The organism is Streptomyces sp. NPDC087845 (genome assembly GCF_044742755.1).
GTDB lineage: Bacteria > Actinomycetota > Actinomycetes > Streptomycetales > Streptomycetaceae > Streptomyces.
Map to the genome: position 1 here is coordinate 282,080 of NZ_JBIUVC010000006.1, position 26,444 is coordinate 308,523.

General features: G+C 72.8%; 24 protein-coding genes. 14 read left to right on the plus strand and 10 right to left on the minus strand.

Features of this window, described 5'->3' with window-relative positions:
• Nucleotides 1-537 precede the first annotated feature (537 nt).
• Together ACIOMQ_RS18040 and ACIOMQ_RS18045 are read right to left on the minus strand one after the other, a co-directional pair.
• Nucleotides 538-1,557, minus strand: coding sequence for an MASE1 domain-containing protein (locus ACIOMQ_RS18040; protein WP_401756548.1), 1,020 nt, complete (start codon nucleotides 1,555-1,557; stop codon nucleotides 538-540).
• A 57-nt stretch (nucleotides 1,558-1,614) separates the two neighbouring features.
• Nucleotides 1,615-2,445 carry a PP2C family protein-serine/threonine phosphatase gene (locus ACIOMQ_RS18045; protein WP_401268669.1) on the minus strand — a complete coding sequence of 277 codons (831 nt, stop codon included), beginning with the start codon at nucleotides 2,443-2,445 and terminating at the stop codon, nucleotides 1,615-1,617.
• A 195-nt stretch (nucleotides 2,446-2,640) separates the two neighbouring features.
• On the opposite strand from ACIOMQ_RS18045, the gene ACIOMQ_RS18050 reads away from it, so the two are divergent.
• From ACIOMQ_RS18050 to ACIOMQ_RS18065, 4 genes are all read left to right on the plus strand, one after another.
• A complete protein-coding gene (locus tag ACIOMQ_RS18050) occupies nucleotides 2,641-2,940 on the plus strand; it encodes a DUF1876 domain-containing protein (RefSeq protein ID WP_362198492.1) in 300 nt (99 codons plus the stop codon).
• A gap of 25 nt (nucleotides 2,941-2,965) precedes the next feature.
• A complete protein-coding gene (locus tag ACIOMQ_RS18055; RefSeq protein ID WP_401268667.1) occupies nucleotides 2,966-3,187 on the plus strand; it encodes a hypothetical protein in 222 nt (73 codons plus the stop codon).
• Nucleotides 3,180-4,292: an XdhC family protein gene (locus ACIOMQ_RS18060; RefSeq protein ID WP_401756546.1), complete on the plus strand. Its 1,113-nt coding sequence runs from the start codon at nucleotides 3,180-3,182 to the stop codon at nucleotides 4,290-4,292. The genes ACIOMQ_RS18055 and ACIOMQ_RS18060 overlap by 8 nt, the downstream gene beginning before the upstream one ends.
• Nucleotides 4,293-4,575: 283 nt before the next feature.
• On the plus strand, nucleotides 4,576-5,196 hold the full coding sequence (locus ACIOMQ_RS18065) for a DUF6629 family protein (protein WP_401756544.1): 621 nt from the start codon (nucleotides 4,576-4,578) through the stop codon (nucleotides 5,194-5,196).
• A 160-nt stretch (nucleotides 5,197-5,356) separates the two neighbouring features.
• On the opposite strand, the gene ACIOMQ_RS18070 is transcribed toward ACIOMQ_RS18065, so the two are convergent.
• From ACIOMQ_RS18070 to ACIOMQ_RS18085, 4 genes are all read right to left on the minus strand, one after another.
• Nucleotides 5,357-6,208, minus strand: a complete 852-nt coding sequence (locus ACIOMQ_RS18070; protein ID WP_362198504.1) for an SCO6745 family protein — start codon at nucleotides 6,206-6,208, stop codon at nucleotides 5,357-5,359.
• 128 nt (nucleotides 6,209-6,336) lie between these two features.
• Nucleotides 6,337-8,040, minus strand: a complete 1,704-nt coding sequence (locus ACIOMQ_RS18075) for an acyl-CoA dehydrogenase family protein (protein ID WP_401268657.1) — start codon at nucleotides 8,038-8,040, stop codon at nucleotides 6,337-6,339.
• 86 nt (nucleotides 8,041-8,126) lie between these two features.
• A complete protein-coding gene (locus tag ACIOMQ_RS18080; RefSeq protein WP_362198510.1) occupies nucleotides 8,127-8,738 on the minus strand; it encodes a TetR/AcrR family transcriptional regulator in 612 nt (203 codons plus the stop codon).
• A gap of 152 nt (nucleotides 8,739-8,890) precedes the next feature.
• Nucleotides 8,891-10,996 carry a SpoIIE family protein phosphatase gene (locus ACIOMQ_RS18085; protein ID WP_402189471.1) on the minus strand — a complete coding sequence of 702 codons (2,106 nt, stop codon included), beginning with the start codon at nucleotides 10,994-10,996 and terminating at the stop codon, nucleotides 8,891-8,893.
• Between the two features lie 505 nt (nucleotides 10,997-11,501).
• Here ACIOMQ_RS18085 and ACIOMQ_RS18090 point away from each other — a divergent pair.
• Nucleotides 11,502-13,187 carry a PHP domain-containing protein gene (locus ACIOMQ_RS18090; protein ID WP_362198512.1) on the plus strand — a complete coding sequence of 562 codons (1,686 nt, stop codon included), beginning with the start codon at nucleotides 11,502-11,504 and terminating at the stop codon, nucleotides 13,185-13,187.
• Between the two features lie 105 nt (nucleotides 13,188-13,292).
• Here the strand turns inward: ACIOMQ_RS18090 and pgm are convergent, their stop codons facing one another.
• Nucleotides 13,293-14,933, minus strand: coding sequence for a phosphoglucomutase (alpha-D-glucose-1,6-bisphosphate-dependent) (pgm, locus tag ACIOMQ_RS18095; protein WP_401756542.1), 1,641 nt, complete (start codon nucleotides 14,931-14,933; stop codon nucleotides 13,293-13,295).
• Nucleotides 14,934-15,187: 254 nt separating this feature from the next.
• Here pgm and ACIOMQ_RS18100 point away from each other — a divergent pair, with 254 nt between their 5' ends.
• From ACIOMQ_RS18100 to ACIOMQ_RS18110, 3 genes are all read left to right on the plus strand, one after another.
• Nucleotides 15,188-15,736 carry a GNAT family N-acetyltransferase gene (locus ACIOMQ_RS18100; protein ID WP_362198519.1) on the plus strand — a complete coding sequence of 183 codons (549 nt, stop codon included), beginning with the start codon at nucleotides 15,188-15,190 and terminating at the stop codon, nucleotides 15,734-15,736.
• A 287-nt stretch (nucleotides 15,737-16,023) separates the two neighbouring features.
• Nucleotides 16,024-17,649: an alpha-amylase family glycosyl hydrolase gene (locus ACIOMQ_RS18105; protein ID WP_401756540.1), complete on the plus strand. Its 1,626-nt coding sequence runs from the start codon at nucleotides 16,024-16,026 to the stop codon at nucleotides 17,647-17,649.
• A 91-nt stretch (nucleotides 17,650-17,740) separates the two neighbouring features.
• The gene (locus ACIOMQ_RS18110; protein WP_362198525.1) at nucleotides 17,741-18,058 is read left to right on the plus strand and encodes a cupin; all 318 of its coding nucleotides are present in this window, start codon (nucleotides 17,741-17,743) and stop codon (nucleotides 18,056-18,058) included.
• Here the strand turns inward: ACIOMQ_RS18110 and ACIOMQ_RS18115 are convergent.
• Entirely contained in the window at nucleotides 18,048-19,313 is a 1,266-nt protein-coding gene (locus tag ACIOMQ_RS18115; RefSeq protein ID WP_362198528.1) for an MFS transporter, read from the minus strand. The two genes, ACIOMQ_RS18110 and ACIOMQ_RS18115, sit on opposite strands and share 11 nt — an antisense overlap.
• A gap of 80 nt (nucleotides 19,314-19,393) precedes the next feature.
• On the opposite strand from ACIOMQ_RS18115, the gene ACIOMQ_RS18120 reads away from it, so the two are divergent.
• Together ACIOMQ_RS18120 and ACIOMQ_RS18125 are read left to right on the plus strand one after the other, a co-directional pair.
• Entirely contained in the window at nucleotides 19,394-20,269 is an 876-nt protein-coding gene (locus tag ACIOMQ_RS18120; RefSeq protein WP_362198531.1) for a LysR family transcriptional regulator, read from the plus strand.
• Nucleotides 20,270-20,522: 253 nt separating this feature from the next.
• Complete coding sequence (locus ACIOMQ_RS18125) at nucleotides 20,523-21,149, plus strand: GNAT family N-acetyltransferase (RefSeq protein WP_401268643.1); 627 nt, start codon at nucleotides 20,523-20,525, stop codon at nucleotides 21,147-21,149.
• On the opposite strand, the gene ACIOMQ_RS18130 is transcribed toward ACIOMQ_RS18125, so the two are convergent.
• Complete coding sequence (locus ACIOMQ_RS18130) at nucleotides 21,116-21,685, minus strand: GNAT family N-acetyltransferase (protein WP_401756538.1); 570 nt, start codon at nucleotides 21,683-21,685, stop codon at nucleotides 21,116-21,118. The genes ACIOMQ_RS18125 and ACIOMQ_RS18130 overlap by 34 nt on opposite strands.
• Nucleotides 21,686-21,903: 218 nt before the next feature.
• Between ACIOMQ_RS18130 and ACIOMQ_RS18135 the strand changes: the two genes are divergently transcribed.
• The 4 genes from ACIOMQ_RS18135 (at nucleotide 21,904) to ACIOMQ_RS18150 (ending at nucleotide 24,786) form a co-directional block, all read left to right on the plus strand.
• Nucleotides 21,904-22,791 carry an ABC transporter substrate-binding protein gene (locus ACIOMQ_RS18135; RefSeq protein ID WP_401940351.1) on the plus strand — a complete coding sequence of 296 codons (888 nt, stop codon included), beginning with the start codon at nucleotides 21,904-21,906 and terminating at the stop codon, nucleotides 22,789-22,791.
• 139 nt (nucleotides 22,792-22,930) lie between these two features.
• Nucleotides 22,931-23,194, plus strand: coding sequence for a type B 50S ribosomal protein L31 (locus tag ACIOMQ_RS18140; protein ID WP_266744486.1), 264 nt, complete (start codon nucleotides 22,931-22,933; stop codon nucleotides 23,192-23,194).
• A gap of 169 nt (nucleotides 23,195-23,363) precedes the next feature.
• A complete protein-coding gene (locus tag ACIOMQ_RS18145) occupies nucleotides 23,364-23,753 on the plus strand; it encodes a hypothetical protein (protein ID WP_402189475.1) in 390 nt (129 codons plus the stop codon).
• A gap of 103 nt (nucleotides 23,754-23,856) precedes the next feature.
• A complete protein-coding gene (locus ACIOMQ_RS18150; protein WP_402127879.1) occupies nucleotides 23,857-24,786 on the plus strand; it encodes a carbohydrate kinase in 930 nt (309 codons plus the stop codon).
• 286 nt (nucleotides 24,787-25,072) lie between these two features.
• Here ACIOMQ_RS18150 and ACIOMQ_RS18155 read toward each other — a convergent pair whose 3' ends face one another.
• Nucleotides 25,073-26,365 carry a hypothetical protein gene (locus ACIOMQ_RS18155; RefSeq protein WP_362198548.1) on the minus strand — a complete coding sequence of 431 codons (1,293 nt, stop codon included), beginning with the start codon at nucleotides 26,363-26,365 and terminating at the stop codon, nucleotides 25,073-25,075.
• Nucleotides 26,366-26,444: the final 79 nt, after the last annotated feature.

Consider the following 26,444-nt stretch of genomic DNA (forward strand, 5'->3'; position numbering starts at 1 on the left):
TTCGTCCAGGAGGATGCACCATCGGGATCAGGACAGTCGGCCGGGAACGAAAGAGGGGACGCGCGGTGACTCCCGCGGACCGGAACCGGGCCGCAGACATCGCCTTCGGAGCGCGACGGCTGAGCGTGCCCCGTTCCGAGGCCGAACTGCGGGAAACGGCGTCCGCCTCGACCGCGGTGCACACGCCCGGCCCCCGGCAGTCCTTCCATACCGTCGCCGGTGCCCGGGGCGATCGGGTGTCCGTGGCCGGGCTGCCGAGCAGGATCGAGATCGACCGGAAGACCGGGACCGCCACCGTCGCCGCGGGGCTGCGCTTCGGGGGGTCCGGCGACGTGCCGCACACGCACGGCTACGCACTGCGCAACCCGGGTTCGTTGCCGCACATCGAACGGCCGGCTGCCCGGTTCGACCCGGAGGGCGTGTTCCGCAACGACGTCCTGGCGCGCCACTTCCGGAGGTGGTCCGCCCCGCCTCCGGAGAGGTGCCCCACGTTCCGCGGTCGTTTCCGTGACGGTGACCCGCCTCCGGGGGAGCGGGTCAGAGGCCGTCGAGTTCGTCCTCGGGCCGGGGAGGCCAGCTGCCCGGTGTTCTGCGCGGCGTCAGCCGGTCCACCACATCGGCCAGTTCCTCGCAGGCACGCTGGATTCTCCGGCGGATGTTGCTCTGCTCGGTGACGACGGCCGCGAGCAGCAGCGCGGTCAGGGCAACGGAGCCGTTGAACACGGCGAGGTTCACCATCACATGGAGGATGGTGTGGCCCTCGAACGGCCCCACGCCCTGCGTACCCGCGACGACCGCCAGGACCGACACCAGAAAGGCACACGGCGCGCTCCCCGCCAGCTGGAAACGCAGCGCCGCCCAGATGATCAGTGGGAACACCAGGTAGATCATCGCCAGTGAGGTCCTGGTGGCCACCAGGGAGACCGCCACGGAGGCGACTGCCAGCGCACTCGCCTCGATCCACCGGTCGGTGGCCCGCGGCATCCGCACCCTGCGCAGCACCAGCAGCAGCGGAGTGACCACGAGTACACCCATCGCGTCCCCCGACCACCAGGCCGTCCAGACCGGCCAGAAGCCGCTCAGCGGCAGATGGTCGTCGACCACCAGCATGCAGGTGCCCACGGTCGCACTGATGGCCATGCCCCCCAGCGCGCCGAGGAAGACCAGTACGACGCCGTCGCGCAGCCGGTCCAGCTCCCTGCGGAACCCGGCCTTGCGGAGTATCAGGTACGAACAGACGGGAGCCAGGGTGTTGCCCGCCACGACGACGGCGGTGAGCAGCGAGACCGAGTCGCTCAGTGTGACGATGACGAACAGGGAGCCGAGCGCGATACCGGGCCAGGCACGCGGCCCCAGGTAGATCAGGGCGCCCAGCGCGATGCCGGTCGGCGGCCAGAGCGGGGTGACGACCGCCCCCTGGACATACACCCCGCGGATCAGACCGAGCCCGCCGGCCAAGTAGTAGACGGCGGCTACGGCCAGGACGGGCAGTGCGGCCGAGACCGCCCGTATGGTTCTCTCGCTGCTGCTTCCCTTGCTGCGGATCACACATCTCATCAGACACCGACCCGGACGGGTGGCGGCTGTTTGACACGCTGGGCCCGGACCCGGCCGTCACTCCCCGCCGGGGGCCGCTCCGTGGCGCAGCACGAGAACGGCGGCGTCGTCCTCGTGCCCGGTCCGCTCCGCCGCCCGCAGGACCGCGTCGGCCAGCTCGTCGGCGCCGGCGGCGACCCGGGAGACCACCAGCCGCGTCACCGCGGCCAGCCCTTCGTCGATCGGGAACGAGGGACCCTCGACCACCCCGTCGGTGACCAGGACGAACGCGCCGGGGCTCGTCAGGCGCCGCCGGGTGACCGGGTAGTGCTCACCCGCCCGGATCCCCAGGGGCAGGCCCCCTTCGTCATCGGTGAGACCGGAGCGTCCGTCGGCGGTGGCCCACACGGCGGCGACGTGCCCGGCGCGGGCACTGTGGAGCTCCCGGGTGACCGGGTCGAGGCGGGCGAAGGTGCAGGTCGCGAAGAGGCCGGAGTCCACCGAGAGCAGCAGGTCGTTGGTCCGGCCCACGACCTCGCCGGGGTCCGCGGCGGTCGCGGCTATCGCCCGCATGGCGATGCGGATCTGGCCCATGAAAGCGGCGGCCTCGACATCGTGGCCCTGCACGTCCCCGATGGCGAACGCCAGCGCGCCGTCCGGCAGCACGAATCCGTCGTACCAGTCGCCGCCGATGTCCAGTCCGCTGCGGGCCGGCGTGTACCGGGCGGCTGTCTGCAGACCCGGGAGGGCGGGCAGCGCCGAAGGGAGCATCTCCCGCTGCAGCGCCTCCGCCAGTTCCACCCGCGCCCGCTGCAGCTCCACCTCTCGGCGCGCCCGTGAGGTGAGCTGTTGAAGGGTGGTGAGCAGTTCGCCGGCGCTCGCCGCACGGGGAGGACGACGCCGGTTCATGGGCGGCTCCGCACTGGGGGGAAATGACTCCCCGCATCCTATTTCGGCGCTGCGATCCCCGCAGGACGAGTTCCGGTGCCCTGACCCGGGCGGGACGAACCGGAACGCGCGGACGGGCCCGCCCGGAGGGATCCTGGGGGCAGGACCGCGTCGTGGCGGCGTACCGAGACCGCGCGCGGCCGCAGGAGGTGGGCGATGACGCGCACGCTGGAATGGAAGGTCCGTGTCGGTCTGTCCGAGGAGGACGGTACGACCAGGGCGGAGGCGGTGCTGGACACCGGCTCGGACACGCTCGTGGGACACGGGGTCGCCCGCTGCAATCCGCAGGACGTGGACGTCCCCGCCATCGGCGACGAACTCGCGGCGAGCCGCGCCATGAAGGACATCGCCGCGCAGCTGATGAGGGCCGCCGACCAGGAACTGGAATCGGTCGGAGCCGGACCTGCGACCGGTCCTGTCGCACCGCCGTACGCGTGGTCCGACACCACGGCCTGAGCTCCGGGGCCGGGAGGAGCGACGGATGAGGGACCCGGCGACCGGGGCGATCGGCGTGGACGGGCCGCAGGACGGACCAGGCGAGCGGGGCGCCCGCCCGGAGCGGACGGGGTACGCCGTCGGCGAGCGCCCCGCCCCCGCCCGCTTCCTGCCATGGGCACCGCACCGGCCGCTGCTCCGCAGGGGCGAATTGCACGTGGGCCGGACCGCGCCCACCCCGGCCCTCCCGGAGGCGGCCGATGCGTGAGATCCTTCCGGCGCTCAGCCGCTGGTACGCCGCCGGGCAGCCGTTCGGGCTCGCCACCGTCGTCGCGGTCAGCCGCAGCGCACCGCGCGGCCCCGGCGCGGCGATGGCCGTGGGCCCGGACGACGAGGTCGTGGGCAGCGTCTCCGGCGGTTGCGTCGAGGGCGCGGTCTTCGAACTGGCCAAGGAGGTGGTGGAGACCGGCCGTGCCCAGCTCCGCACCTTCGGCTACAGCGACGAGGACGCCTTCGCCGTCGGCCTCACCTGCGGCGGCGAGATCACACTTCTCGTACGTCCGGTGACGCCCGCGCACGACGCCGCCTTCGGCGAGGCCGCCGCGTCGGTCGCCGCGCACCGTCCGGTGGTGGTCGCCACCGTGACCGGCGGCCCCGCCCCGCGCGGGGCCGCCCTCGCCGTCCGGCCGGACACCGTCTCCGGCACGCTGGGCGCGAGGGGGCTCGACGCCGCCGTCACCGCCGACGCGCGAGGCGAACTCGCCCAGGGTGCGACCGGCTTGCGGCACTACGGCCCCGACGGCGAACGCCGCGAGGACGACGTCACCGTGTTCCTCCAGTCGTTCGCCCCGCCGCCCAGGATGCTGGTCTTCGGCGCGATCGACTTCGCCGCGGCGGTGGCGAGGATCGGCGTGTTCCTCGGCTACCGCGTCACCGTCTGCGACGCCCGCCCCGTCTTCGCCGACCCCCGCCGCTTCCCGGACGGTGCGGAGGTGGTCGTCGACTGGCCGCACCGGTATCTGCGCACCACCGAGACCGACGGGCGAACCGTGATGTGCGTCCTCACCCACGACCCGAAGTTCGACGTACCGCTGCTGGAGGTGGCCCTGCGCACCCCGGCCGCGTACATCGGGGTGATGGGCAGCCGGCGAACCCACGAGGACCGCCTGGCCCGGCTGCGCGAGGCCGGTCTCGACGGCACGGAACTGGCCCGGCTGCGCTCGCCCATCGGCCTCGACCTCGGCGCGCGTACCCCCGAGGAGGTGGCCGTCTCGATCGCGGCGGAGATCGTCGCACTGCGCTGGGGCGGCACCGGCAGCCCCCTCGCGGAAACGTCCGGGGCGATCCACCGGCCGCGCCCCGCGACCGGCTGACACGGCCGCCGGACACCTCCACTCCGCCCGCCCCGGCAGGTGAACGCGCCGCGCACCGGCTGCCGGGCGGCTGTGGAGGACTTCGACGGCGGCACCGCCACGGACTCCGTGAGGGCGTGGGAGCCGTTGCCGTGCCCGCGCTCGCCGCACCGGCCGCGGTCCTCGCCCGCCGCTGCCACCGCGGTGGAGCGCACCGGCCGTGTCACCTCGGGCGCCTGCCCGAAAAGCCGTAGCGTCGCGCACGGAAGAGACCGATCCCACGATGCCGGGGCCAGGGGGCGCCATGTGCTGGAGCGCGACCGCCGATCTCGTCGCGGGCACCGGCATCGCCGTCGTGGGCATGGCGTGTGTCGCGCGGGTGCGCCGGGTCCGCGACCTGCCGCTCGCGGCGCTGCCACTGCTCCTCGGCGCCCATCAGATCATCGAGTCCGTGATCTGGGGCTCGGGCGGCGGTGCCGGACCCGCCACCCTGGCCTGGGCCGTCATCGCCCTGCCACTGCTGCCGTTGTGGGTTCCACTGGGTGTGCTGTGCGCCGCACCGCCGAATGCCCGACGCCGGTTGTCGGTGCCCCTCGCGGCCGGGATCGCGACCGCCGTTTTGCTCGCCTACGCGCTGGCGACCCGGTCCGTGACCGCCGGGATCCGCGGACACACCCTCGGCTACGTCCTCGACCTGCCCCATTCCGGACTGCTCGTCGGCGGATACCTGCTGGCCACGGTGGGCTCGCTGCTCCTGTCCGGGGACCGACTGCTGCGGTGGCTCGGTGTGCTGGTCGCGGCCGGGGCCGCCGTCTGCGCGGCGCTCTGGCGGCTGGAGTTCATCTCGACCTGGTGCGCCTTCGCCGCGGTGTGCTCGGTGGTCCTGCTCGGCTGGGTCTCCCGACGTCCCGTGGACAGGCCCTGAGGGCCGCCCCGTCATCCCCGGCGGGCACACGACGGCAGCTGCGGAACCTCGCCGCGTTGTCGGAACGTCCGAGTACACCCACGTATGCGGACGTCCCTCCGCCTTGCGACGCACCGCATCCGACGCCCCGCGCTCATCCACCAGGGATTGCGGGACGCCTTCAGCCGGACCGGGGCAGGCCGATCGGGTTCGGGAACGGCAGCAGCTTTGCCGCCAGCACCTGCCGGGCCGGCACCTCCAGGGCGGCGAGCAGGGCGTCCGCCGTGCTGTCGGCGAGGGGGCGCAGCAGCCGGGCGGCCAGCCGGTCCGTGGTGTCCTCGACCAGGTCCCGTTCCTCACGACCGCGTGCCGTGGCAGCCGACTCCGCGTCGATCATCCCGCGGGAGCGCAGCCGTTCCTCGGCGTCCAGCCACTGCGTGTCGCTCACACCCCGGTCGAGCTGGATGCCCTCGCGCGGAACACGGCCGGTGGCGGCGGCGAGAACGAGCGCCTCGGGGGCGTCCAGACCGTGGTCGGCGAGTGCGGCGGCATGTGCGTCGCCCCGGAACTCCCGTAGCGCGGTGGTGAGTTGCCACAGGCGTTCCACCGGGTCGGCGCGGTCGCACAGCGGGCGGTTCGCGGCGAACAGCGGACGTGCGAGGGCGGAGGCGTCCTCCACCATCGCCGCGAGCGGCGGGGCGAGCTGTCCGGCGAGCGTGTCGATGCCGGGGACCAGCCTGCGCAGTGCCCGCGCGGCGAGCCGCGCGCGGAGCTCGATGAGCGTTTCGGGGGCGACGATCCGCCACGCGGCGGGCAGCGCCCGGGCCACCATGCCCGGAGCGAAAACGGCCAGGACAGCGGTCGCGGCCTCGGGGCGGACCGGTCCCATGGGGGCCGTGCGGGTGGCGAAGTAACCCATCCAGAAGCCCTTGAGACCGACGGACCTGCCGAGGCCCCGGCACTCCTCGTCGAAGTAGATCACCGCGTGGAGGGGCTCGGTGCGCAGCCACAGTGTCCGGGGTCTCGACTCCATGGGGGCCAACCTAACGCCCATGGCCCCGGATGCGCAGCGCGACGGCGGGCGGGCAGGGTCTCTCTCCGGCCGCTGCCCGCCCCGGCCCGTCCGCACCGCACACCCGGGGAGCGCCGACGGGGACCGTCTCAGCCGGCCAGGCCGGAGTGCCGCTCCACGATCGCCGCCGCATCGGTGCCGCGCGGCAGGATGCCGTACTGATGGCCGCGGTCCTCGCCGAGCCGGGCGGCGACGAACGCCTCGGCCGCCGCCGCGGGGGCATGACGCAGCATCAGTGAGGACTGCAGAGCCAGCGCCATGCCCTCGACCGTCGCCCGCGCGCGGGTCTGCGCGGCGAGCGGGTCGCGCAGATCCGCGGCCAGATCCTGGCGCACCCGGCGGATGTGCGCGTCCAGTACGGGACTCGCGCCGGCGGTGGTCTCCAGCTCCGCCCAGAAGGCGTCCAGCGACTGCGGGGTCCTGGCGATGCCCCGCAGCACATCGAGGGCGATGACGTTGCCGGAGCCCTCCCACACCGCCATCACCGGCTGCTCGCGGTAGCGCCGGGCCAGCGGCCAGTCCTCGGTGTAGCCGTTGCCGCCCAGGCACTCCAGTGCCTCGTAGGCGTGGTGCGGACCGCGCTTGCAGATCCAGTACTTGGCCACGGCCGTCGCCAGCCGCCGGAACATCGCCTCGGACTCGCCGCTGTCGGCCTCGTACGCGTGGGCCAGGCGCAGTGCGGTCCAGGTCGCGGCCTCCGTCTCCAGCGCCAGATCGGCGAGGACCGCCGTCATGGCCGGCTGGTCGACCAGCCGGGCACCGAACGCGCTGCGGTGCCGGGCGTGCCAGATCGCCTCGGACACCGACTGGCGCATGCCCGCGGTGGTGCCGAGCACGCAGTCGAGCCGGGTGTGGTTGACCATCTCGATGATGGTGGGGACGCCGCGGCCGGGCTCGCCGACCCGTACCGCCCAGGTGCCGTCGAACTCCACCTCGGAGGAGGCGTTCGACTTGTTGCCGAGCTTGTTCTTCAGGCGCTGGATGCGGACCGTGTTGCGGGTGCCGTCGGCCAGTACGCGCGGCACGAGGAAGCAGGTGAGCCCGGCCTCGGCCTGGGCCAGGACCAGGAAGGCGTCCGACTGCGGGGCCGAGAAGAACCACTTGTGGCCGGTCAGCAGATGGGCCCGGCCCTCGGGGTCCGAGGCAAGCGGGACGGCCCGGGTGGTGTTGGCGCGGACGTCGGAGCCGCCCTGCTTCTCCGTCATCCCCATGCCGAACGTCAGCCCGGACTTGCGGCCCGGGGCGATCAGCCGGGGGTCGTACGACCGGCTGAGCAGACCCGGCAGCCAGTCCCGTCCCACGTCCGGATCACGCTGCAGGACCGGGACCACGGCATGCGACATGGACATCGGGCAGGCATGGCCGGGCTCGATCTGGGCGAACAGCATGAACGACGACGCCCGTGCCACGGCCGCTCCGGGCTTCGGGTCGGCCCAGCCCGCGGTGTGCGTGCCGTGACTCACCGCCGCGCCGATGACCTCGTGGTAGGCGGGGTGGAAGTCGATCTCGTCGACGCGGTTGCCGTAGCGGTCATGGGTGCGCAGGACGGGCGGGAAGGTGTGGGCGAGCTCCGCGCCGGTCTGGAACCGCTCGGAGCCGACCAGGGCGCCGATCTCGTGCAGCTCCGGCTCGTGCCAGGCCGCACCGAAGGTCCGGACGGCCTCCGTGAGCGGCAGATTGGTGCCGTACTCGTCGAGATCCTTCCTCGGCGGGGCCTGGTTGGTGACCTCATGGGTGGGACGCGGTGCGGGGGCGCCGGGCCGCGGGCCGGTCCGGTGCGGGGTGATGGTCATCGCGGGTTTCCTGTCCTGGGTCGATGGGCGGGGCGTCGGGATGCGGGCGGGGCGGGGAGCGGGCGTGGCCGTGCGGGGGGCTGTGATCAGGTGCCGTCGGCTCCGACCGCTCTCAGGCACAGCGCGGTGATGCCCGCCACGACCGGTCCCGGTTCGGTCCGCTCACCGACCGGCGACAGCGGGCCGAGCAGAGCCTCGCCGACCGCCCCGATCACGGCGGCGGCCGACAACTGGGCAATCTGCGTGGGGAGTTCCCCCGCGGCGATACCGTCGGCGATGACCGACTCGGCGAGGGCGTGGTAGCCGCGCCGGTAGGTCAGCCGCTCCTGCTCGACGAGCGGATCGACCGGTTCGGCCAGCAGCGCCCAGGCCGTACGCGGGTTGCGCAGCGCGCGGTACGCGAAGACCTCGACCAGGGCGCGCAACTGCTCGGTGGCCCCGCCGCGCGCCCGCACCGCCTCCTGCACCGTGCTGAGCTCATGGCCCGCGACATGGCGGAAGACCGCCGCGAGCAACTCCTGCTTGGAAGCGAAGTGGTTGTAGACGCTGCCGGTGGCGACGCCGGCGCGGTCGGCGATCGCCGAGATGCCGGCCGCCGCGTACCCGCCCTCGGCCAGCAGTTGCCGTGCGGCGTCCAGCAGCCGCTCGCGGTGAGCGCGCCGGGTCGCCTCCGTGCGGGCGGTGGATCGGTAGGCCATGATGATCTGAACCTCGATTCATATCTTCCTCTGCCACTGAACCACTGTTGTTCTCGCCGTGCAACGGGCCCGCCGCGGTCGCGGCCGTCACCAGCGTGCACACGGCGGCCGTGGGAGAGGCGGTCGTGCGGGGCGGGTGCCGTACAGCGTGGTCAGGACCGCCCGGCCACGGCCGGGTCCGCTGCCGGGAGCGGGAGCTCCTGTTCGGTCCACAGGGCCTTGCCGTTGCCGCTGTACCGGGTGCCCCAGTGCGTGGCGAGCCGGGAGACGATGAACAGCCCCCGGCCGCCCTCGTCGACGGTGCGCGCATGGCGCAGATGGGGCGACACCCGGCTGCTGTCGTGTACTTCGCAGGTGAGTGTGCGATCCAGGATCAGCCGCAGGTGCAGGGGAGGGGTGCCGTAGCGGACGGCGTTGGTGATCAGTTCGCTCACGATGAGTTCGGTCGCGTCGATCGTCTCCTCCTCGACGCCCCAGCCGTCGAGCCGGTCGCGCACGAGCGTGCGGGCGATGGCGGGGCTGGTCCGGTCGTGGGCCAGTTCCCAGGTCGCGACCCGGTCGGCGGGAACGACGCCGGTACGGGCGAGGAGGAGCGCGGCGCCCTCCGGGTGGGTCTCGGCCGGCAGGTTGTAGACCATGTCGTCGCACAGGTCCTGCAGATTCCGGCCGGGCCGCGCGAGCACCTCCCGCACCCGATGCGCGGACCCGTCTCCGGTCAGGAGGGATCCGGTGAAGAACGCCAGGACGCTGCCTTCGTCGAGTTCGTAGGCGGCGGTGGCGAACGGTGAACTGTCGCTGGAGAAGAGCGAGGGCCCTTCGGGGACATCGAGGGTGGTCGTGGTGCCGTCGGGTGAGACGAGGACGGGCGACGGATGCCCGGCCCGCGCCAAGGTGCAGGTACGGGAGAACGGGTCGTAGACGGCGTACATGCAGGTCGCCGTGGGTGACTGTCTGTGCAGCCAGTCGCCGGGCGGCAGCGCGGCCCGCTCGACGGCCAGCCGCCCGGCGGTGTCGGTCAGCCTGGCCAGCACTTCGTCCGGCTCCAGATCGAGACCGGCCAGCGCGTGGATGACGGTCCGCAACTGCCCCATGGTGATGGCCGCCTGGAGGCCGGGCGCCTCGATACTGCCGACCATCAGGGCGGTGCGCGCGCCCGAGAGGCCGATGGTGTCGAACCAGCAGCCGCTGTTGCGTCCGGGCAGCAGGGCATGTGCCGTCTCCACGGCGATGCCGCCGCCGTCGGCCTGGGGAAGGAGCCGGCGCTGCACCGTCGACGCGATCACGTGGTCGCGCTCGTAGCGCCGTGCGTTGTCGATGCTCAGGGCGACATGGGCGGCCGCCGTCAGAACGAGGGGGAGATCGTTCTCCTCGTAGGGTTCCGTACCCCGGCACCGGTAGAGACTCACCAGACCCAGGACGGCGCCGTGCAGCTTCAGCGGGGCCACGATCAAGGAGGTGGCCCGGGTCGTTTCGATCAGCCGGGCGCTGTCGGGGTCCGCGTCGAGCCATGGCGTCCGGGCATCGATCCGGACGAGGCGGGGCCGGAGGTCCGATGCGGCCAGGGAGTACGGCGTACGGTCGGACAGCCGGCGCATCTCTCCGACGAGGCCGCTCCGGTAGCCGTCCGTGCCGAGACCGCGGACGGCCGCGCGGCGCAGTGGGACATCGGGCCCCAGGGGTCCGGGCGGCGGATCCGAACCCCGCAGGATGTCGTCCACCACCTCGACCACGGCGAAGTCGGCGAATGCCGGAACGGCGGCCTCGACGAGCCCCTCGCAGGTCGCCGCCACGTCGAGTGACCTGCCCACCCGGGTGCGCACCGCGGTGAGGCAGGCCGTCCGGACGCGCGCCTTCTCCCGCTCGTTGACGTCCACGACGGTGGCCAGCAGCCCGAGGGCGCGGCCGTCCGTATCGTTCAGACGGTGGACGGACACCATGAGGCGGCGACTGGGGCCGGAGGAGTCGACGGGCCGGCCGCGGATCACCCGCTCGTGCACGGCCACGCCGGTGTCCAGCACCTTGCGCAGCAAGTGCTCCGCCTCGTCGGGTCTTTCGACGTGGTACGCATCGGTGAAGTAGCGCCCCACGAGGTGCTCGTCGGGGACGACGCCGGAAAGGGTGTTCGCCTGCACCACCCGCAGGTGTGTGTCCAGAACGTGCAGGCCCACCGCCGACTGGGAGAACAAGGTGCCGAGGACCGCCGCCCCCATGCCGCCGACCGCCCGTGAGGCGGGGTCCGGTGCACCGGCGTCTGCCACGGGTTCACCCCCATCAGGCTCCGCCCGCCTTGTGGATCGGCGGGTAGGGACAAGCGTCGAGGCACCCCGCGCGCTCCGCCACCGGGCCGTGGCAGACGGGTGATCCGCCGCACGGAACGCGGAGGAACGACGGCCCGTGCCGATCGGCGGCCCCCTCCCGGGGGTCCGGTGGGCCATCGCCCCGGCGCCGCGACCGGTCTCGTTCTTCGGCACCGGGCCCGCGACCGGTCTCCCGAGCAGGTCGGAAGGGCTCTTCGGAGGGGCTCTTCGGGCCGATCGCAGCGCTGTGTGCCCGGCAGGTCGAACCGCTCGGCCTCCGGGCGACCGTCCGCGACCGGCCCGCGGTCGTTCTGCGGTCGTTCCCACCGGCGCGACACGGATGCGTCCCCCGCTTTTCAGCACGGGTTCACCCGGCGGTTCCGGAATCAAGAAATCCTCTTGGCGGCGGCCCATGCGATCCGGGCCCCGGACCGTTGCCGCCCCGCACGAAGGAGAACGTCGCGTCATGTCCCACCCCGTGCCCGAATGGGCCGACCCCCAGGTGCCCGCGGAGTCGCTCGACCCCCAGGGCCTCAGCCGCCGAGGGCTGATGCGTCGTGCCGGTCTGTTCGGCGCGGCCTTCGCCGCCGCGTCGCTGCCACTGCCCGCGCTGGCCGACAGCAGGGGAGGCCGGCCCCACGGGCACGGCCAAGGGCATGGTCACGGAAAGGCCCCCGACCTGGTCTACCTGGTCGGTGATCACCACAACCACTCCGTCTACAGCCATGACGCCAAGTACACCTTCTCCCAACTTGCCTCGGCGGGGCAGAAGTTCGGTCTCGACTGGATGGTCTTCACCGAGCACAGCAACATCGGCCACGCGGAGTTCGGCGCCGCGCAGGAGCACCGGGAGATCCTCAAGGCCCGCGCCGACAACAAGCGCATGCTGATCTTCCAGGGCCTGGAGTGGTACATCCCCGGCGCCGAGCACTGCACCGTCTTCTCGCCGCCCGGACGGCATGAGGTCGACCTCCTCACCCGATTCGAGGAGGCCTTCGACGGCAAACTGCTCGGCTACACCGCCGGTGCCCCGACGCACCCCGACACCCCGCGGAACGAGGCCCACGCGCTGAAGGCCCTGAAGTGGCTGGCCGAACAGCGCCGCACCCGGTACGTCGACGACGTCCTCGTCCTCGCCAACCACCCCATGCGGCTCGGCATCGACTCCCCGCACGAGATGCGCGGCTGGCGCGACGCGGCCCCCGAGATCATGATCGGCATGGAGGGCGCCCCGGGCGCCCAGGCCGGGGCGATCCCGGGCTGGCACCCGGACACCAACATCCGCGGCGAGTACACGAATTCACCCTCCGCCGACTCCTGGCCCGGCTACCCGCGCGAGGCATATGTCACCTACGGAGGCTTCGACTGGGCGACCGCGACCGTCGGCGGCCTGTGGGACGCGATGCTGGCGGAGGGCAAGCTCTTCACGATCACGTCCAACTCCGACGTCCACCGCGTCGCCCAGGACACCTGGGTCAACGGCGCCTGGCCGCCCGGCCGGGACTTCGACAACACGGGCCACCTTCCCGACCCGTACAACACCACCGAGCCGCAGCCCGGCGGCGACTTCTGGCCGGGCCAGTTCAGCCGTACCCATGTCGGCGTCACCCGCTACGGCTACCGGAACGTGATGGAGGGGCTGCGGGCCGGCCGGGTCTGGGTCGACCACGGACATCTCATCGACGGCATCGACGTCAAGGTCCGCGGCGAGCACGGCAACAGCGCCACACTCGGCGGCCGGCTCCGCGCCCGGCGCGGCGAGAAGCTCACCCTCACCGTCACGGTGACCGCCGCCTCGCGCCGCAATCCGTACGGCGTGCTGCCGCGTCTGGAGCACGTCGACGTCATCCGCGGCGCGGTCCGCGGCCCGGCCGCCGACCGCGACGACTGGCGCGCTCCGGACACCCGGCTCGCGCACACCGCCGACGTCTCGGGCCGCCGCGGCACGTACACCCTGCGCATCCCGGTCGGGCGTGCTGACGAGCCGTTCTACCTGCGCCTGCGCGGCAGCGACGGCAAGCGGCACGGAAAGGGATTCCTCGGCGCGTCGATCGACCCGCACGGCCCGTTGCCGCACGAGCCCGGCAAGGGCAACCCGTGGCTCGACACCTGGTTCTACACCAACCCGGTCTTCGTGGACGTCGTGCGCTGACCCCGCCGAACGGCCGGAAGCCGCCCGGCACCTGTCGTCGGACAGGCTCCGGGCGGCTCCGGCGTACGCGGGCATCGGACGGGTGCCGGGCGGCCCCGGCCGGACTCAGGCGTCCAGGGCCGCGGAGACCACGGCCCTGGCCTCCTCCTGGACCCGGCCGAGGTGATCGCTGCCCAGGAACGACTCGGCGTAGATCTTGTAGACGTCCTCGGTGCCCGAGGGGCGGGCGGCGAACCAGGCGTTCTCCGTCGTCACCTTGATGCCGCCGATCGGTGCGCCGTTGCCGGGCGCCTCCGTCAGCACGGCCGTGACCGGTTCGCCGGCCAGGGTGTCGGCCGTGACCTGCTCGGGGGAGAGCCGTGCGAGAACCGCCTTCTGCGCGCGGTCGGCGGGCGCGTCGATCCGGGCGTACGCCGGCTCGCCGAACCGGGCGGTGAGCGCGGTGTAGCGCTCCGACGGGGAACTGCCCGTCACCGCGAGGATCTCCGAGGCGAGCAAGGCCAGGATGATGCCGTCCTTGTCGGTCGTCCACACCGATCCGTCGCGGCGCAGGAACGAGGCCCCGGCCGACTCCTCGCCGCCGAATCCGAGCGACCCGTCGGCCAGTCCGTCGACGAACCACTTGAAGCCGACCGGCACCTCGACCAGTTCACGGCCGAGACCGGCGGCGACCCGGTCGATCATTCCCGAGGAGACCAGCGTCTTGCCGATGCCCGCGACGGCCGGCCACCGCTCGCGGTGGGAGTACAGGTAGTCGATGGCTACGGCGAGGTAGTGGTTCGGGTTCATCAGACCGGCGTCGGGTGTCACGATGCCGTGCCGGTCGGCGTCGGCGTCGTTCCCGGTCGCGATCTGATAGCGGTCGCGCTGCCCGATCAGTGAGGCCATGGCGTACGGCGAGGAGCAGTCCATCCGGATCTTCCCGTCCCAGTCCAGCGTCATGAACCGCCAGGTGGGGTCGGTCAGGGGGTTGACCACGGTCAGATCGAGCCGGTGCTGTTCCGCGATCCGCCCCCAGTACGCGACCGAGGCGCCGCCCAGCGGATCGGCGCCGATCCGTACCCCCGCCGAGCGGATCGCGTCCAGGTCGAGCACGGACGGCAGATCCGTGACGTAGCTGCCGAGGAAGTCGTACGTCCCGGTGGTCGACGCCGCCCGTGCGCGGGCGTAGGGCAGCCGGCGTACTTCCTTCATGCCGGCCGCGATGATCTCGTTGGCCCGTTCCTGGATCCAGCCGGTGGCCTCGGACCCGGCCGGGCCACCGTTCGGCGGGTTGTACTTGAACCCTCCGTCGCCGGGCGGGTTGTGGGACGGGGTGACCACCACACCGTCGGCGAGCTGCGAGGTCCGTCCCCGGTTGCGGGTGAGGACGGCATGCGACACCGCCGGGGTCGGGGTGTAGCCGTCGGCCGGATCGATGAGCACGGTCACGTCATTGGCGGCGAACACCTCGACGGCGGTGATCCGCGCCGGTTCCGACAGGGCGTGGGTGTCGGCGCCGAGGAAGAGCGGCCCGTCCGTGCCCTGCCGCGCCCGGTACTCGCTGATGGCCTGGCTGGTGGCCGCGATGTGGTCCTCGTTGAACGCGGTGGCCGTGGACGACCCGCGATGGCCGGAGGTGCCGAACGCGACCCGCTGACCGGGGACGGCCGGATCCGGGTGCAGCGTGTAATACGCGGTCACCAGCCGGGCCACATCGGTGAGATCCTCCGGCCGGGCCGGTTGTCCAGCTCGTTCGTGCGGCATCTGCCACTCCTCCGTATCGGTCGGTCGCTGTGCTCTTCCCCCGCGCCATTTTCGCGGGTGGCCCGCACCGGTCCGCGACCGCCCCGCCGCGACCGCCCCGCCGCGCCGGCCCGGCCGGGAACGGCCGTCCCGGAGGCCCGGCGCGAAACCTGTGGAGACGCCGCGCGGCCCGGCATATGTTCGTCCACGACGACGAGCGGTGCACCGCCGACCGCAAACACATGGCGGGTTCTGAACGAACAGGGAGACACACGATGGCACCGAACGATTCCGCACCGGCCGGCCGCGTCCTGCTGCGCGAGGCCGCCGCCGAGGACGCGGGGCCGCTCACCCGGCTCTTCCTCGACTCCCGCGCCGCGGCCATGCCGTACCTGCCGAAGGTGCACAGCGACGAGGACACGCTCGCCTGGATCACCCATGTCGTCCTGCCCGGAACAACGGTGTGGATCGCCGAGACCGGGACCGGGGAGGTGCTGGGATTCGCCTCCCTCGACGGAACCGAGCTGGAACACCTGTATCTGCGACCCGACGTACGGCGTCGGGGCATCGGCTCACTGCTCCTGGCCAAGGTGCGCGAGGCCGCCCCCGACGAGCTCACCCTGTACGTCTTCCAGCGCAACGCCGGCGCCAGGGCCTTCTACGAGCGGTACGGATTCACCGCGGTCGGGTTCGACGACGGCAGCCGCAACGAAGAGAAGGAACCGGATGTGAGATACCGGTGGACCGCGGCCGGCCCGCCCTGTCCGCCGTCCGGGACGAGCGCGCCGGTACCCCCGCGCCACCCCGGTGAGCTGTCCGGCTGATCAGGCTCGGGGGCCGGCGGATTCACAGGCGGAGGACGGGTGTTCGTGGATCGCCGGCCTCCGCCGTCGCGGCCGGCCGGCCGCGCGGGAAGTGCGGGGCCGCAGCCGCACGCCCGCTGCCCGCCGGCGTACCTCTGCCGTCTTTGCGGGGTTCATGCGTCTGGCTGTCAAGTATTTGCGAAGATCACGCATGTTATTGCTCTCCGCTGTTCGCGGTGGTTGAGTGTGCCGAGCCCCGGCTCCGTGCCGGCCGAAACCCTCCGCGCTCCTGCCCGAAAGGATTCGACGTGGCAGCCGGCCTTCCGCCCGAAGACACCGCGAACTGGTGGCGCGACGCCGTCATCTACCAGATCTACGTACGCAGCTTCGCCGACGGCGACGGTGACGGAACCGGCGATCTCGCGGGAGTACGGGCCAGGCTGCCCTACCTCGCCGACCTGGGCGTGGACGCGATCTGGTTCACCCCCTGGTACCTGTCGCCGCTCGCCGACGGCGGATACGACGTGGCCGACTACCGCACCGTCGACCCCGCCTTCGGCAGCCTCGCCGATGCCGAGCAACTGATCGCGGAGGCCCGGGAACTGGGCCTCCGTACGATCGTCGACATCGTTCCCAACCATGTCTCCGACCGGCACGCGTGGTTCCGCGCGGCCCTCGCCGCCGGACCGGGCAGCCCCGAGCGGGACCTCTTCCACTTCCGCGCCGGACGAGGAGCGGACGGCGAGGTACCGCCCAACGACTGGGTGTCCGAGTTCGGCGGAGTGCCGTGGACCCGGGTGGAGGACGGCGAGTGGTACCTACACCTGTTCACCCCTCAGCAGCCCGACCTCAACTGGGCCCATCCGGCGGTCCGCCAGGAGCACGAGGACGTGCTCCGCTTCTGGCTCGACCGGGGCGTGTCCGGAGTGCGGATCGACTCGGCGGCCCTGCTCGTCAAGGACCCCGCACTGCCCGACTTCGTCCGGGGCCGTGACCCCCACCCGTACACCGACCGCGACGAACTCCACGACATCTACCGCTCCTGGCGGGCCGTCGCCGACGCGTACGCGGCGGTCTTCGTCGGCGAGGTCTGGCTCCCGGACAGCGAGCGATTCGCCCGCTACCTGCGCCCCGACGAACTGCACACCGCCTTCAACTTCAACTTCCTGACCTGCCCCTGGGACGCCGGACCGCTGCGCACCGCGATCGACGACACCCTCGCCGAGCACGCCTCGGTCGGCGCGCCCGCCACCTGGGTCCTGTGCAACCACGACGTGACCCGTACCGTCACCAGGTACGGACGCGAGGACACCGGGTTCGACTTCCGGGCGAAGACCTTCGGCACACCCGCGGACCCGGCACTCGGCACCCGGCGGGCCCGCGCCGCGGCCCTGCTGTCGCTGGCTCTGCCGGGTGCGGCCTATCTCTACCAGGGCGAGGAGCTGGGACTTCCGGAGGCGGACATCCCGCGCGACCGGATCCAGGACCCCATGCACTTCCGCTCGGGCGGCACCGACCCGGGGCGCGACGGCTGCCGGGTGCCGCTGCCGTGGTCCGCGCGGGCTCCCCACGCCGGCTTCGGCTCCACCGCGGAGCCATGGCTTCCGCAGCCCGGCGGCTGGCCCGCGTACGCCGCCGACCGGCAGAGCGCCGATCCGCGGTCGATGCTCGGCCTCTACCGCGCGGCCCTGCGCCTGCGCCGGACCGAGCCGGGCTTCCGGGCCGCGGCGGGTGCCGGTGCGCGGCAGCTGACCTGGCTGCCCTCGGCGCCCGGGGTGCTCGCCTTCGCCCGGACCGGCGGACCGGTGTGCGTCGCCAATCTGGGCGCGGAACCCGTCGAACTGCCCGCGCACACGGACGTCCTCCTCCTCAGCGGCCCGCTCGACGAGGAGGGGAGGCTTCCGCAGGACACGGCTGCCTGGCTGCGGAACTGACCGCGGGGGAGCCCCTGGGGGCGGCCCGGCCGTCCGCCTGCCGGGGCCCGGCAGGATCGCGGGGGCACGAGGGCTGCGGCACAGTGGGCATATGGACGATCTGAATGCCCTCGCCGACGAGCATCTGGCCGTGGCCCGCGCCTCCGCGCACGGCCGCAGCGCCCACCGCCTGCTGCATCAGGAACCCCTGCGCCAGACCGTCATCGCCCTCGCCTCGGGCTTCGCCCTCGACGAGCACAACGCACCGGCCGCGGCCTCCCTCCAGGTGCTCCGAGGCAGGGTGCGCCTCACGGCGGCCTCGGGCGACGCGGAGCTCAGCGCCGGGATGCTCCACCCGATCCCGCAGGAGCGGCACGGTCTGCTGGCCCTGGAGGACGCCGTGGTGCTGCTGACCGCTGTCAACGAGTGACGGCGGCGGTCCCGGGACGTGCGGCGGAGGCCATCCGGACGCGTTCCAGGACCCACAGCACGAGGCTTCCGGCGGCCAGTGAGCCCCCCAGGAGGCAGATTCCGCTCCAGCCCGCCCGCGACCAGACCACCGAAGCCAGCGCGGCCCCGGCCGCACCGCCCATGAAGAACAGCGTCATGAAGCCGGAGTTGATCCGATTGCGGGCCTCGGGGCGGAGCGTGTAGATCACGTTCTGAGCGCTGTTGAGTCCCGCCTGCTGGGCGATGTTCAGCGAGATCACCCCGATCGCCAGCCAGAGCAGCGAGGACTCGCCGGCCAGCAGCGGAATCCAGGAGAGCATGAGGAGCGAGGCCGCCGTTCCCGACACCGCCTGCACCCGGCCGCGGTCGCTCAGCCGCGCCGCGATGTTCATGCCCACCACGCCGATGACGCCCACCAGCCCGAAGAGTCCGATGACGGCCGCGTTCCAGCCGAACGGGGGCCGGGTCAGCAGAAACGTCAGCGCGGTCAGTTGCACGCTGTACGAGGCCATGGAGAACGCACCGATGGCCGCCCGCCACCGCAGCAGGGGCTCCTGCCGCAGCAGCGCCAGTGTGGAGCGCAGGAGTCCGGTGTACGGCATCGGGGCCGCGTCGCGCGGCCGGGGCAGCCGGGGGAGCCGGTGGTGCAGAAGTATTGCCATGACGGCCATGAGCAGCGCGTTCACCCAGTACGCGGTCCGCCAGCCGCCCAGCTCGGACAGCGCACCGGCGGCCAGCCGTCCGAACAGCCCGCCGAGCAGGACGCCGGACATGACGACACCGACGACTCTGCCGCGTTCCGCCGGAGCCGCCAGGGTCGCCGCGAACGGCACCACGACCTGCGCCCCGACGGAGGTCAGCGCGGTGAGCAGGGTCCCCGCGATCAGCAGGGGGCCGGTGGGCGCCGCGGCCGTCAGCAGGAGGAAGAACGCGGTCAGCGCGAACAGGCTCACGGCGAGCCGCCGACGGTCCATGACGTCCCCGAGGGGGACGAGCAGGATCAGGCCCAGCGCGTACCCGGCCTGGGCGGCGGTCACGATCAGCCCCGCCGCGGTGACACCGATGTGGAGATTCACTTCGATGACGTCGAGCAGCGGCTGCGCGAAGTAGTTGCCGGCGGCCGAGAGCCCGGCAGCGAGGGCCATCAGCGGGATCAGGCCGCGACCGAGCTCGGGCGATCGGGGGAGCGTGCGCGGGACGGCCCGGTTGCGGGCCCCGCAGGTGGAATGTGCCATGTCCCTCAGCCTCGGGGACCCACCATCCATGAGTCCAACACATGTTTTTCATTCCATCGATCGTGGTTCACGATGGATGGATGGAACTACAGCAGATGCGGTATGTCGTCGCGGTGGCGGAACTGGGCAACTTCACCCGCGCCGCGAAGAGGTGCCTGGTCGTCCAGTCCGCGTTGAGTCATCAGATTGCCCGGCTGGAGAAGGAGCTGGGCGCCCGGCTCTTCGACCGCACAAGCCGTCAGGTGCGGCTCACCGCAGCGGGCGAGGCGTTCCTGCCGGAGGCCAGACAGGCGCTGGACGCGGCGGAGCGGGCCCGTGCCGAGGTGGCCGCCACGGCGGGGGAGGTCCGTGGACGCCTCGCGGTCGGAGCCATCCCGACCGTCGCCTCGGTGGACATCCCGGCCGCGCTGCGGGCGTTCCACCTCCGCTACCCGAGGGTGCACATCGTGCTGCGGGACGGTGCGAGCAAGGACCTGGTCCAGGAAGTACGGGACGGCACGCTCGACGTGGCGTTCCTGGGTGTGCTGCCGAGCTACCGGCCGAAGGGTGTGAGCGATCACGAACTCGCCACGGGCGAACTGGTCGCCGTCGTCGCCCCGGCCCACCCCTTGGCCGGGACGGCCGAAGTGGGTCTGGAACGGCTGGCGGAGGAAATGTTCGTCGACCACCCGGACGGCACCGCCGCCCGAGCGCAGTCGGAGGAGGCGTTCGCGGCGATGGGACTCACCCGTGAGGTGGCGTTCGAGGTCAGCGGGACCGACTTCATCGTCCGGCTGGTCCGCAGCGGGCTCGGCATCGCCCTGCTGCCGGCCGCCTTCGCGGCGGAACTGACCGGCGTACATGTGCTGTCCGTGCGCGATGCGCCCGCCCGCACGGAGCGGCTGGTCTGGAGCCGCTTCCGCCCGACCCCGGCAGCCGCGGCGTTCCTGACCGGACTCGGTGTCGACACCGACTGACAACTCCCCCTTCAGCCTTCCGGCAGCGACCGGCGGCGGCTCCGCGAGAGGTCCCGATCGGCCGGTGCGCACCGGCCGATCGCCCGAACTCGCCGCGCACCTCCCCGGTTGACGGGGGGACGCACGACGGCGAGCACGGAGCGGACCCGCTCGGGAAGATCGGCATCGGCGGGCATGCGGCAGGGGATACAGCCTCGGGGGTTTTGCGTCCCGAGGCTTGTGGGAGCGCTCCCAGGTTCGGCAGGATGAGGCGATGACCCAGCTTGCCGGCCCACGGCCCTACCACCCCGACGACCGTGCGGCCCTCGCGGACATCTGCGTCCGGACGGCCGACAACGGTGGCGACTCCCGGCATCTCTACCCGGACCAGGAGCTGATGCCGTCGATCTTCGCCGCGCCGTACGCGTATCTCGAACCCGATCTGGCCTTCGTGATCGACGACGGCACGGGCCGAGCGGTCGGCTACATCCTCGGCACCGCGAACACGGCGCGGTTCGTCGAGGCGTTCCGCGAGGAATGGCTGCCGACGGTCGAGAAGCGCTTCCCGGCGCCCGACGGCCCGCCGCGTACCCCCAGCGAGGAGATGACCGCCCTCCTGCACGATCCGGGGCGGATGATCCTCCCCGAACTGGCGGCCCATCCCGCGCATTTGCACATCGATCTGCTGCCCGCTTGGCAGCGGAAGGGGTACGGCAGAGTGCTGATGCGTACGTTCCTGGCGGCGCTGCGGGCCAAAGGAGTCGAGGCCGTGCATCTGTCCATGCTCACGGCCAACACTCCGGCCAGGGCCTTCTACGACCGCCTCGGCTTCGGAGAGATCCGGGTGCCGGACCCCGGTCCCGTCACCTACCTGGGGCGCACCACCGAAGCGGACCTGTAGCGTCCGTCGCCATCGGCCGGACGACACCCGGCGCCCACTCGCACGGTGCGCTCCATGCACACCAACTCGTCCCGCGCGTCCCACGGTTCGGCGACCGCGAAGCCGAGCCGCTCGTACAGGGCGATGGCCCCCGTGCGCCACTTCCACACGGAGAGCCGGACCGTGCACGCGCCGCCCTGCTCGGCGTGCGTCAGCGCGGCGCCCATCAGGCGGGAGGCGACACCGTGCCCCCGGAACTCCGGATCGGTCCACAGCCGCTTGATCTCCGAGCGCCCCTCGACGGCGGCGGTGATCACGACACAGCCCACGGCGATGGAGCCGCTCCGTGCCAGCAGCACAACATCGTCGTGGAACGCCGCCCGCGGGTCCGAGACCTCCGCCCGGTACCGGGCGGGCAGGGCGGCCGCGTCGGCGACGGCCTCGCCCTTCTCGGCCTGGGTCCCCAGATGGTAGGCCGTCAGCAACCGGGCCGGGCCGTCCCAGCCGGCGGGGTCCCGGCCCGGTCGGCCGACGACGACATCGAGTCGATCAGTCATGAAATCAGCATCACATGCGCCGCCGCACGCACCGGCGGCGAGGCTGCCGAGCGGAACGGCATCCGTGCCGGACGCGTCGGCCCCGGCCATGCGCGGGCGTCTTCGCGTCATCTGCGCCGGACGGGCCGCACCGGGGGTGCCCCGGGGGTTCGCTGGGCAGGTACTGATGTACGACCCGGAAAAAAGGGCGCAGCGGCCGGCGGCGAGGGGCGTGTGACGTGAGGGAGCAGACCATGTGGCAGTTCTCGGACGATCGTGGACAGTTGTCGACCGCTGCGAGGCGCCCGGAACGGGTACTGGCCTATGTCCAGGCCGGAGCGACCCTGTGGGACCGCGGGATACGTCCGAGCGCGATATTCGGCTCCGATCACGACGACCACGCCGAGCCGGACACGGCGAAGACCGGATCGCTGCCGTTGACCGAGGTCCGCTACCTCGGCGCGGGCAGCGCCCTGGACGTGGACACCCTGCTGAGCGGTGGGCCGGACCTCGTCGTGGCCGTCAGCTACGGCGGTGGCCATGTCTACGGGCTCGCCCCGGAGACCGCCAAACACCTGGAGGAGCACGTCCCCGTCGTCGTCATCGACGTCGGCCAGGCCCGCACCCTCGGGGAGATCGGCGAACGGTTCGCCCAGCTCGCCCGGTCGCTCGGCGCCGACGATCCCACGACGGCGACCCAGGACCTGGACGCCGCCCGGGACCGGCTGCGCACGTTCGCCGCCGGACCGGACCGGCCCCGGGTGGTCGCCCTCTCCCCGGCCGGACAGGACCGGACACACCTCGCCCGCCCCCGCATGTGGCCCGAGCTGCGGGTGCTGGCCGAGCTCGGCGTCGACCTCGTGGAACCGGCCCAGGGACCCGGCGCGAACTGGTCGACGGTCGGCTGGGCGGACGCCGCGGCCCTGCGGCCCGCCGTCGTGCTCGCCGACATCCGGGCCAACGCCACCCCTCTCGGCGAACTCCGGACGAACGAGGAGTGGTCGGCGATCGCCCGCGCCGCCCGGGTGCTGCCCTGGAACCCGGAGCCGGTCTGCAGCCCGCAGGCCCACGCACGCTTTCTCACACTCGTGGCCGACGCGCTGGAGGCCGCCGCCCACCGGCAGTGACGTACGCGGCCCGGGGCGCGGACGCCCCGCCGCGCGTGGCCGTGCCCCGTACGGACGCCAGCGATCGCGCCGGGCGCCCCGGTTCGCAAGGCTGGCCAGGAGTGCCCCGAGCCGACCCCGCACGTCCCCAGGAGCAGGCATGCAGCAGGACAAGCACCCGCCCTACCGTCCCGTGGTCTTCCGCGACCGTTCGGCGGGCTACGCCTTTCTGACCCGGTCCACCGCGTCCAGCGAGCAGACGATCGACTGGGACGACGGCAACAGCTACCCCGTCATCGACGTGGAGATCTCCGCGGAGAGCCACCCGTTCTTCACCGGGAAGGCCCGCGTGGTCGACTCCGAGGGGCAGGTCGCCAAGTTCGAGCGCCGGTACGGGGAGGAGGGGCGCAAGGACGCCTCCTGACCCGCCTGCCGACCCGAGTCCCCCGGTCCTTCCCGCAGGGCCGGGGGACTCGGCCGTCCACACCGCCCGTCAACCCCTCGCAACCCGCCCGCATTATCGTACGGACGCGCCTTGCTGAAGCGCGCAGCCAGAACAGGGCCCGCCGTCGCGGCACACAGGGGTGGAGGAAATGGCCACGAACAAGGCGCGACATGTGACGGCGAGCGATGCCGCCCGCCCTCACGGGATCTCGCGCACCATCGTCTCCTTCGCCTTCGACGAGCGCGCCGTCGCCGGTACCCCCGACGAGACCCGGGTCCGCATCCGGGCCTCGACCGAGGAGCCCGGCCACCGGCCCAACGGCGCTCGCCGTCGACCCCGCCTCGTCCCCGCCGACGCACCCACCTCGATGCCCGATGTCTCCGTACGCGTCGGCATCCTCAACCTGATGTGCAGGTTGTGGGACGAACACGGCGTCTCCATGCCGTACAGCCCCCACGATCCGGCATCGGCCCGCCGACGCCGCACGGGCCCCGCTTCCACTTCGCCGCCGACGACGACCAGTCGGTCATCGACGTGACCGGCACCCGGCACGCACGCGGCAGGATCGGGCTCAATGTGTCCGGCGGCCGCACCGCCTGCCCGGACATCTTCGCCACCGCACTCCAGGAGACCCCACCCTCATGCTCGACAGACTCGACCCGCTGGTCATCGGCGAATGCGTTGCCGACATCGTCCGGCTGCCGGGTGCGGCCGACCGGGTCCACCCGGGAGGAAGCCCGGCCAATGTGGCGTACGGCCTGGCCAGACTCGGGCACGGCGCCACCCTGCTCACCCAGCTCGGCCCGGACGACAACGGACGGCTGCTCAGGGAGCATCTGGCCGGTGCCGGGGTCGAGGTCCGCACGGACGGTGCCGCGGCGCCCACCCCGTCCGCCGCCGTGACCCTGGACAGCGGCGGCCGGGCCTCGTACACCTTCGAGATCACCTGGACGCTCGCCCCGGTGACCCTGGACCGGCCGCCCCAGCACGTCCACACCGGTTCCATCGCGACGGTGATGGAACCCGGCGCGGCCACCGTCCTCGCCGCCGTCGAATCGCTGCGGACGTCCGCGACCGTCAGCTACGACCCCAATGTGCGACCCGAACTGATGGGGGACCACGACGCGGCCGTACGGAAGGCCGAGCGCTGCGTCGCGCTCAGCGATGTGGTCAAGGCCAGCGACGAGGACCTGGAATGGCTCTACCCGGACCTGGATCCGGTGGAGGCCGCCGAGCGATGGCTCGCCACCGGCCCGGCCGTCGTCCTCGTCACCAGGGGAGGCGACGGCGCCCTGGCAGTCCTTCCCGGCGGGCAGGTGACGGTCGGCGCACTGCCCACCCACGTGGTCGACACGGTGGGGGCGGGCGACGCCTTCATGTCGGGCACGCTGCACGCCCTCGCCGCCCACGGACTGCTCGGGCCGGACGGCCGCGAACGGCTGCGCTCGCTGGACCGGGCCACCGTGACCGATGTCCTGCGCCACGCCGCGGCCTGCGCCGCCGTGACCGTCGCACGGGCCGGCGCCAACCCGCCGGACGAGGCGGAGCTGAAAGCGGCCCTCAGGGCCTGAACACGACGGTGCGGATTCGGCCGGCCGGGACGGCGAGGACGGCGGCGCGTCCTCCCGATACCGGCCGGCCATGCTTCGGTCGAGGGCTCGTGGGGGTGGGCGCGGGCGGAACGCCACCAGGAGGTGAGCGGCGGGCCGCAGAGGTGCGGGTGCCGGCAGGCCGGGGCCGGCCCACGGCGCACCCCGTGCGGGCCCTGCGCCGACCCTCCGGGTTCTCCCGCCGAGGGATCGGCAGGGGCCGGACCACGACGTCGGGGAACGGAGGGAAAGGCTCCCTGCCCGTCCGTCATCCGGGCACTGCCGCACGCGGTCCGCTGTCGTCGTCGAGGAATTCGACGACGGCGAGGGCGAACAGCGCGCACAGCGCGACGCACACGGTGACCAGGCCCGTCGGCCGGTCCCACGCGACCAGGACCGCCGCGGCCACCACGACCACCGTCCAGTTCAGCCAGGGCCTGGCCCGGTGCACCCACCTGCCGGCCGGGCCACCGGTGACACCGGCCGCGTCCCGTACGGCACCGATGCCACCGCTCCACATGGCCTTGACGCGGGTGGCGGCGCGGCCGTCACCCGTGAGCCACGTGGCGAGGGCCACCACGATGCCGAGCGTGATCACCAGCCGGACCAGCGTGCGTACCGGGCCGGCCAGGGCGTCGAAGACGGAACCGGCCGCCGGCTGCGACACCTCGGGCGGGAGGCTGTCGAGATAGAACGCGCGGCCCAGCCACACGGCCAGCCCGAGCACCGCGGCACCCGCCGCGACCGCGAGCGCCGTCGTCACCAGTGCGCGGCGGCGGCGCACCGCGAGAAGCACCCCGCCCGCGGCCAGGACCAGAGTGACCGGTGGCAGCCAGAAGCCGATGATCTGGAGGGCCCGGAACCCCTTCTTCGCCCGGCCGACCGAGTCGGAGGTCAGCACGGTGAAGTCGGTGTGGATCGCGGGGATCTTCGCGGCGATCGTCAGCCCCTCGTCGACCAGGCGGTGTTTCACCCGGTCGATCACGGGCGCCAGGTCGATGGTGACGGCGTTGCCGGTGAGCTTCACCGCACCGCCACCGCTCCCGGTCAGAGCCTTCAGCGCCGCGGACTGGGCGGTCCGGTTGAGGTCGGTCCAGATCGTCGCGAAGGCGTCGCTGGCGACGAACCTCTCCACCGTCTGATGGACGAAGTCCGAGACTCCCGTGGTGAGGGGGCCGCTCAGTCGCGCGAGTGCCTTGTCGACCACCGGACGGTCCGCGGGGGCGACATCGGCCAGCAGAGCCTTCAGATCGAGGTGCTTCACGACGGCGCCGGTGACACGGTCGGTCACCGCGGCCTGCACATCGGCGTCGGACGCGAGGGGAGCCATCATCGCGACGTAGTTGTCGGTGTCGCCGATCTCGTTCCTCGCCCAGGTGGACACGATGCTCAGCGGCGTGAGGACGGCCGCGACGAGGACGAGCAGCACGGCGAGCAGCGAACGGGCCCGCGGCCGGTGGCGGTCCGGGTCACCTTCCTCCAGTGCCGCCACCCTGGCGCGCAGCGCCTCCAGTTCCGCACGCGCCTCCGGGGACTCCGGCCGGTTACCTTCCGCTTCCATTTCCCCAGGGGATGCCCCACCGCTGCGCACAGCGCGGTGGGCTGCTGCGGACGGGTGAAAGCGCATACCGGACGTGCCA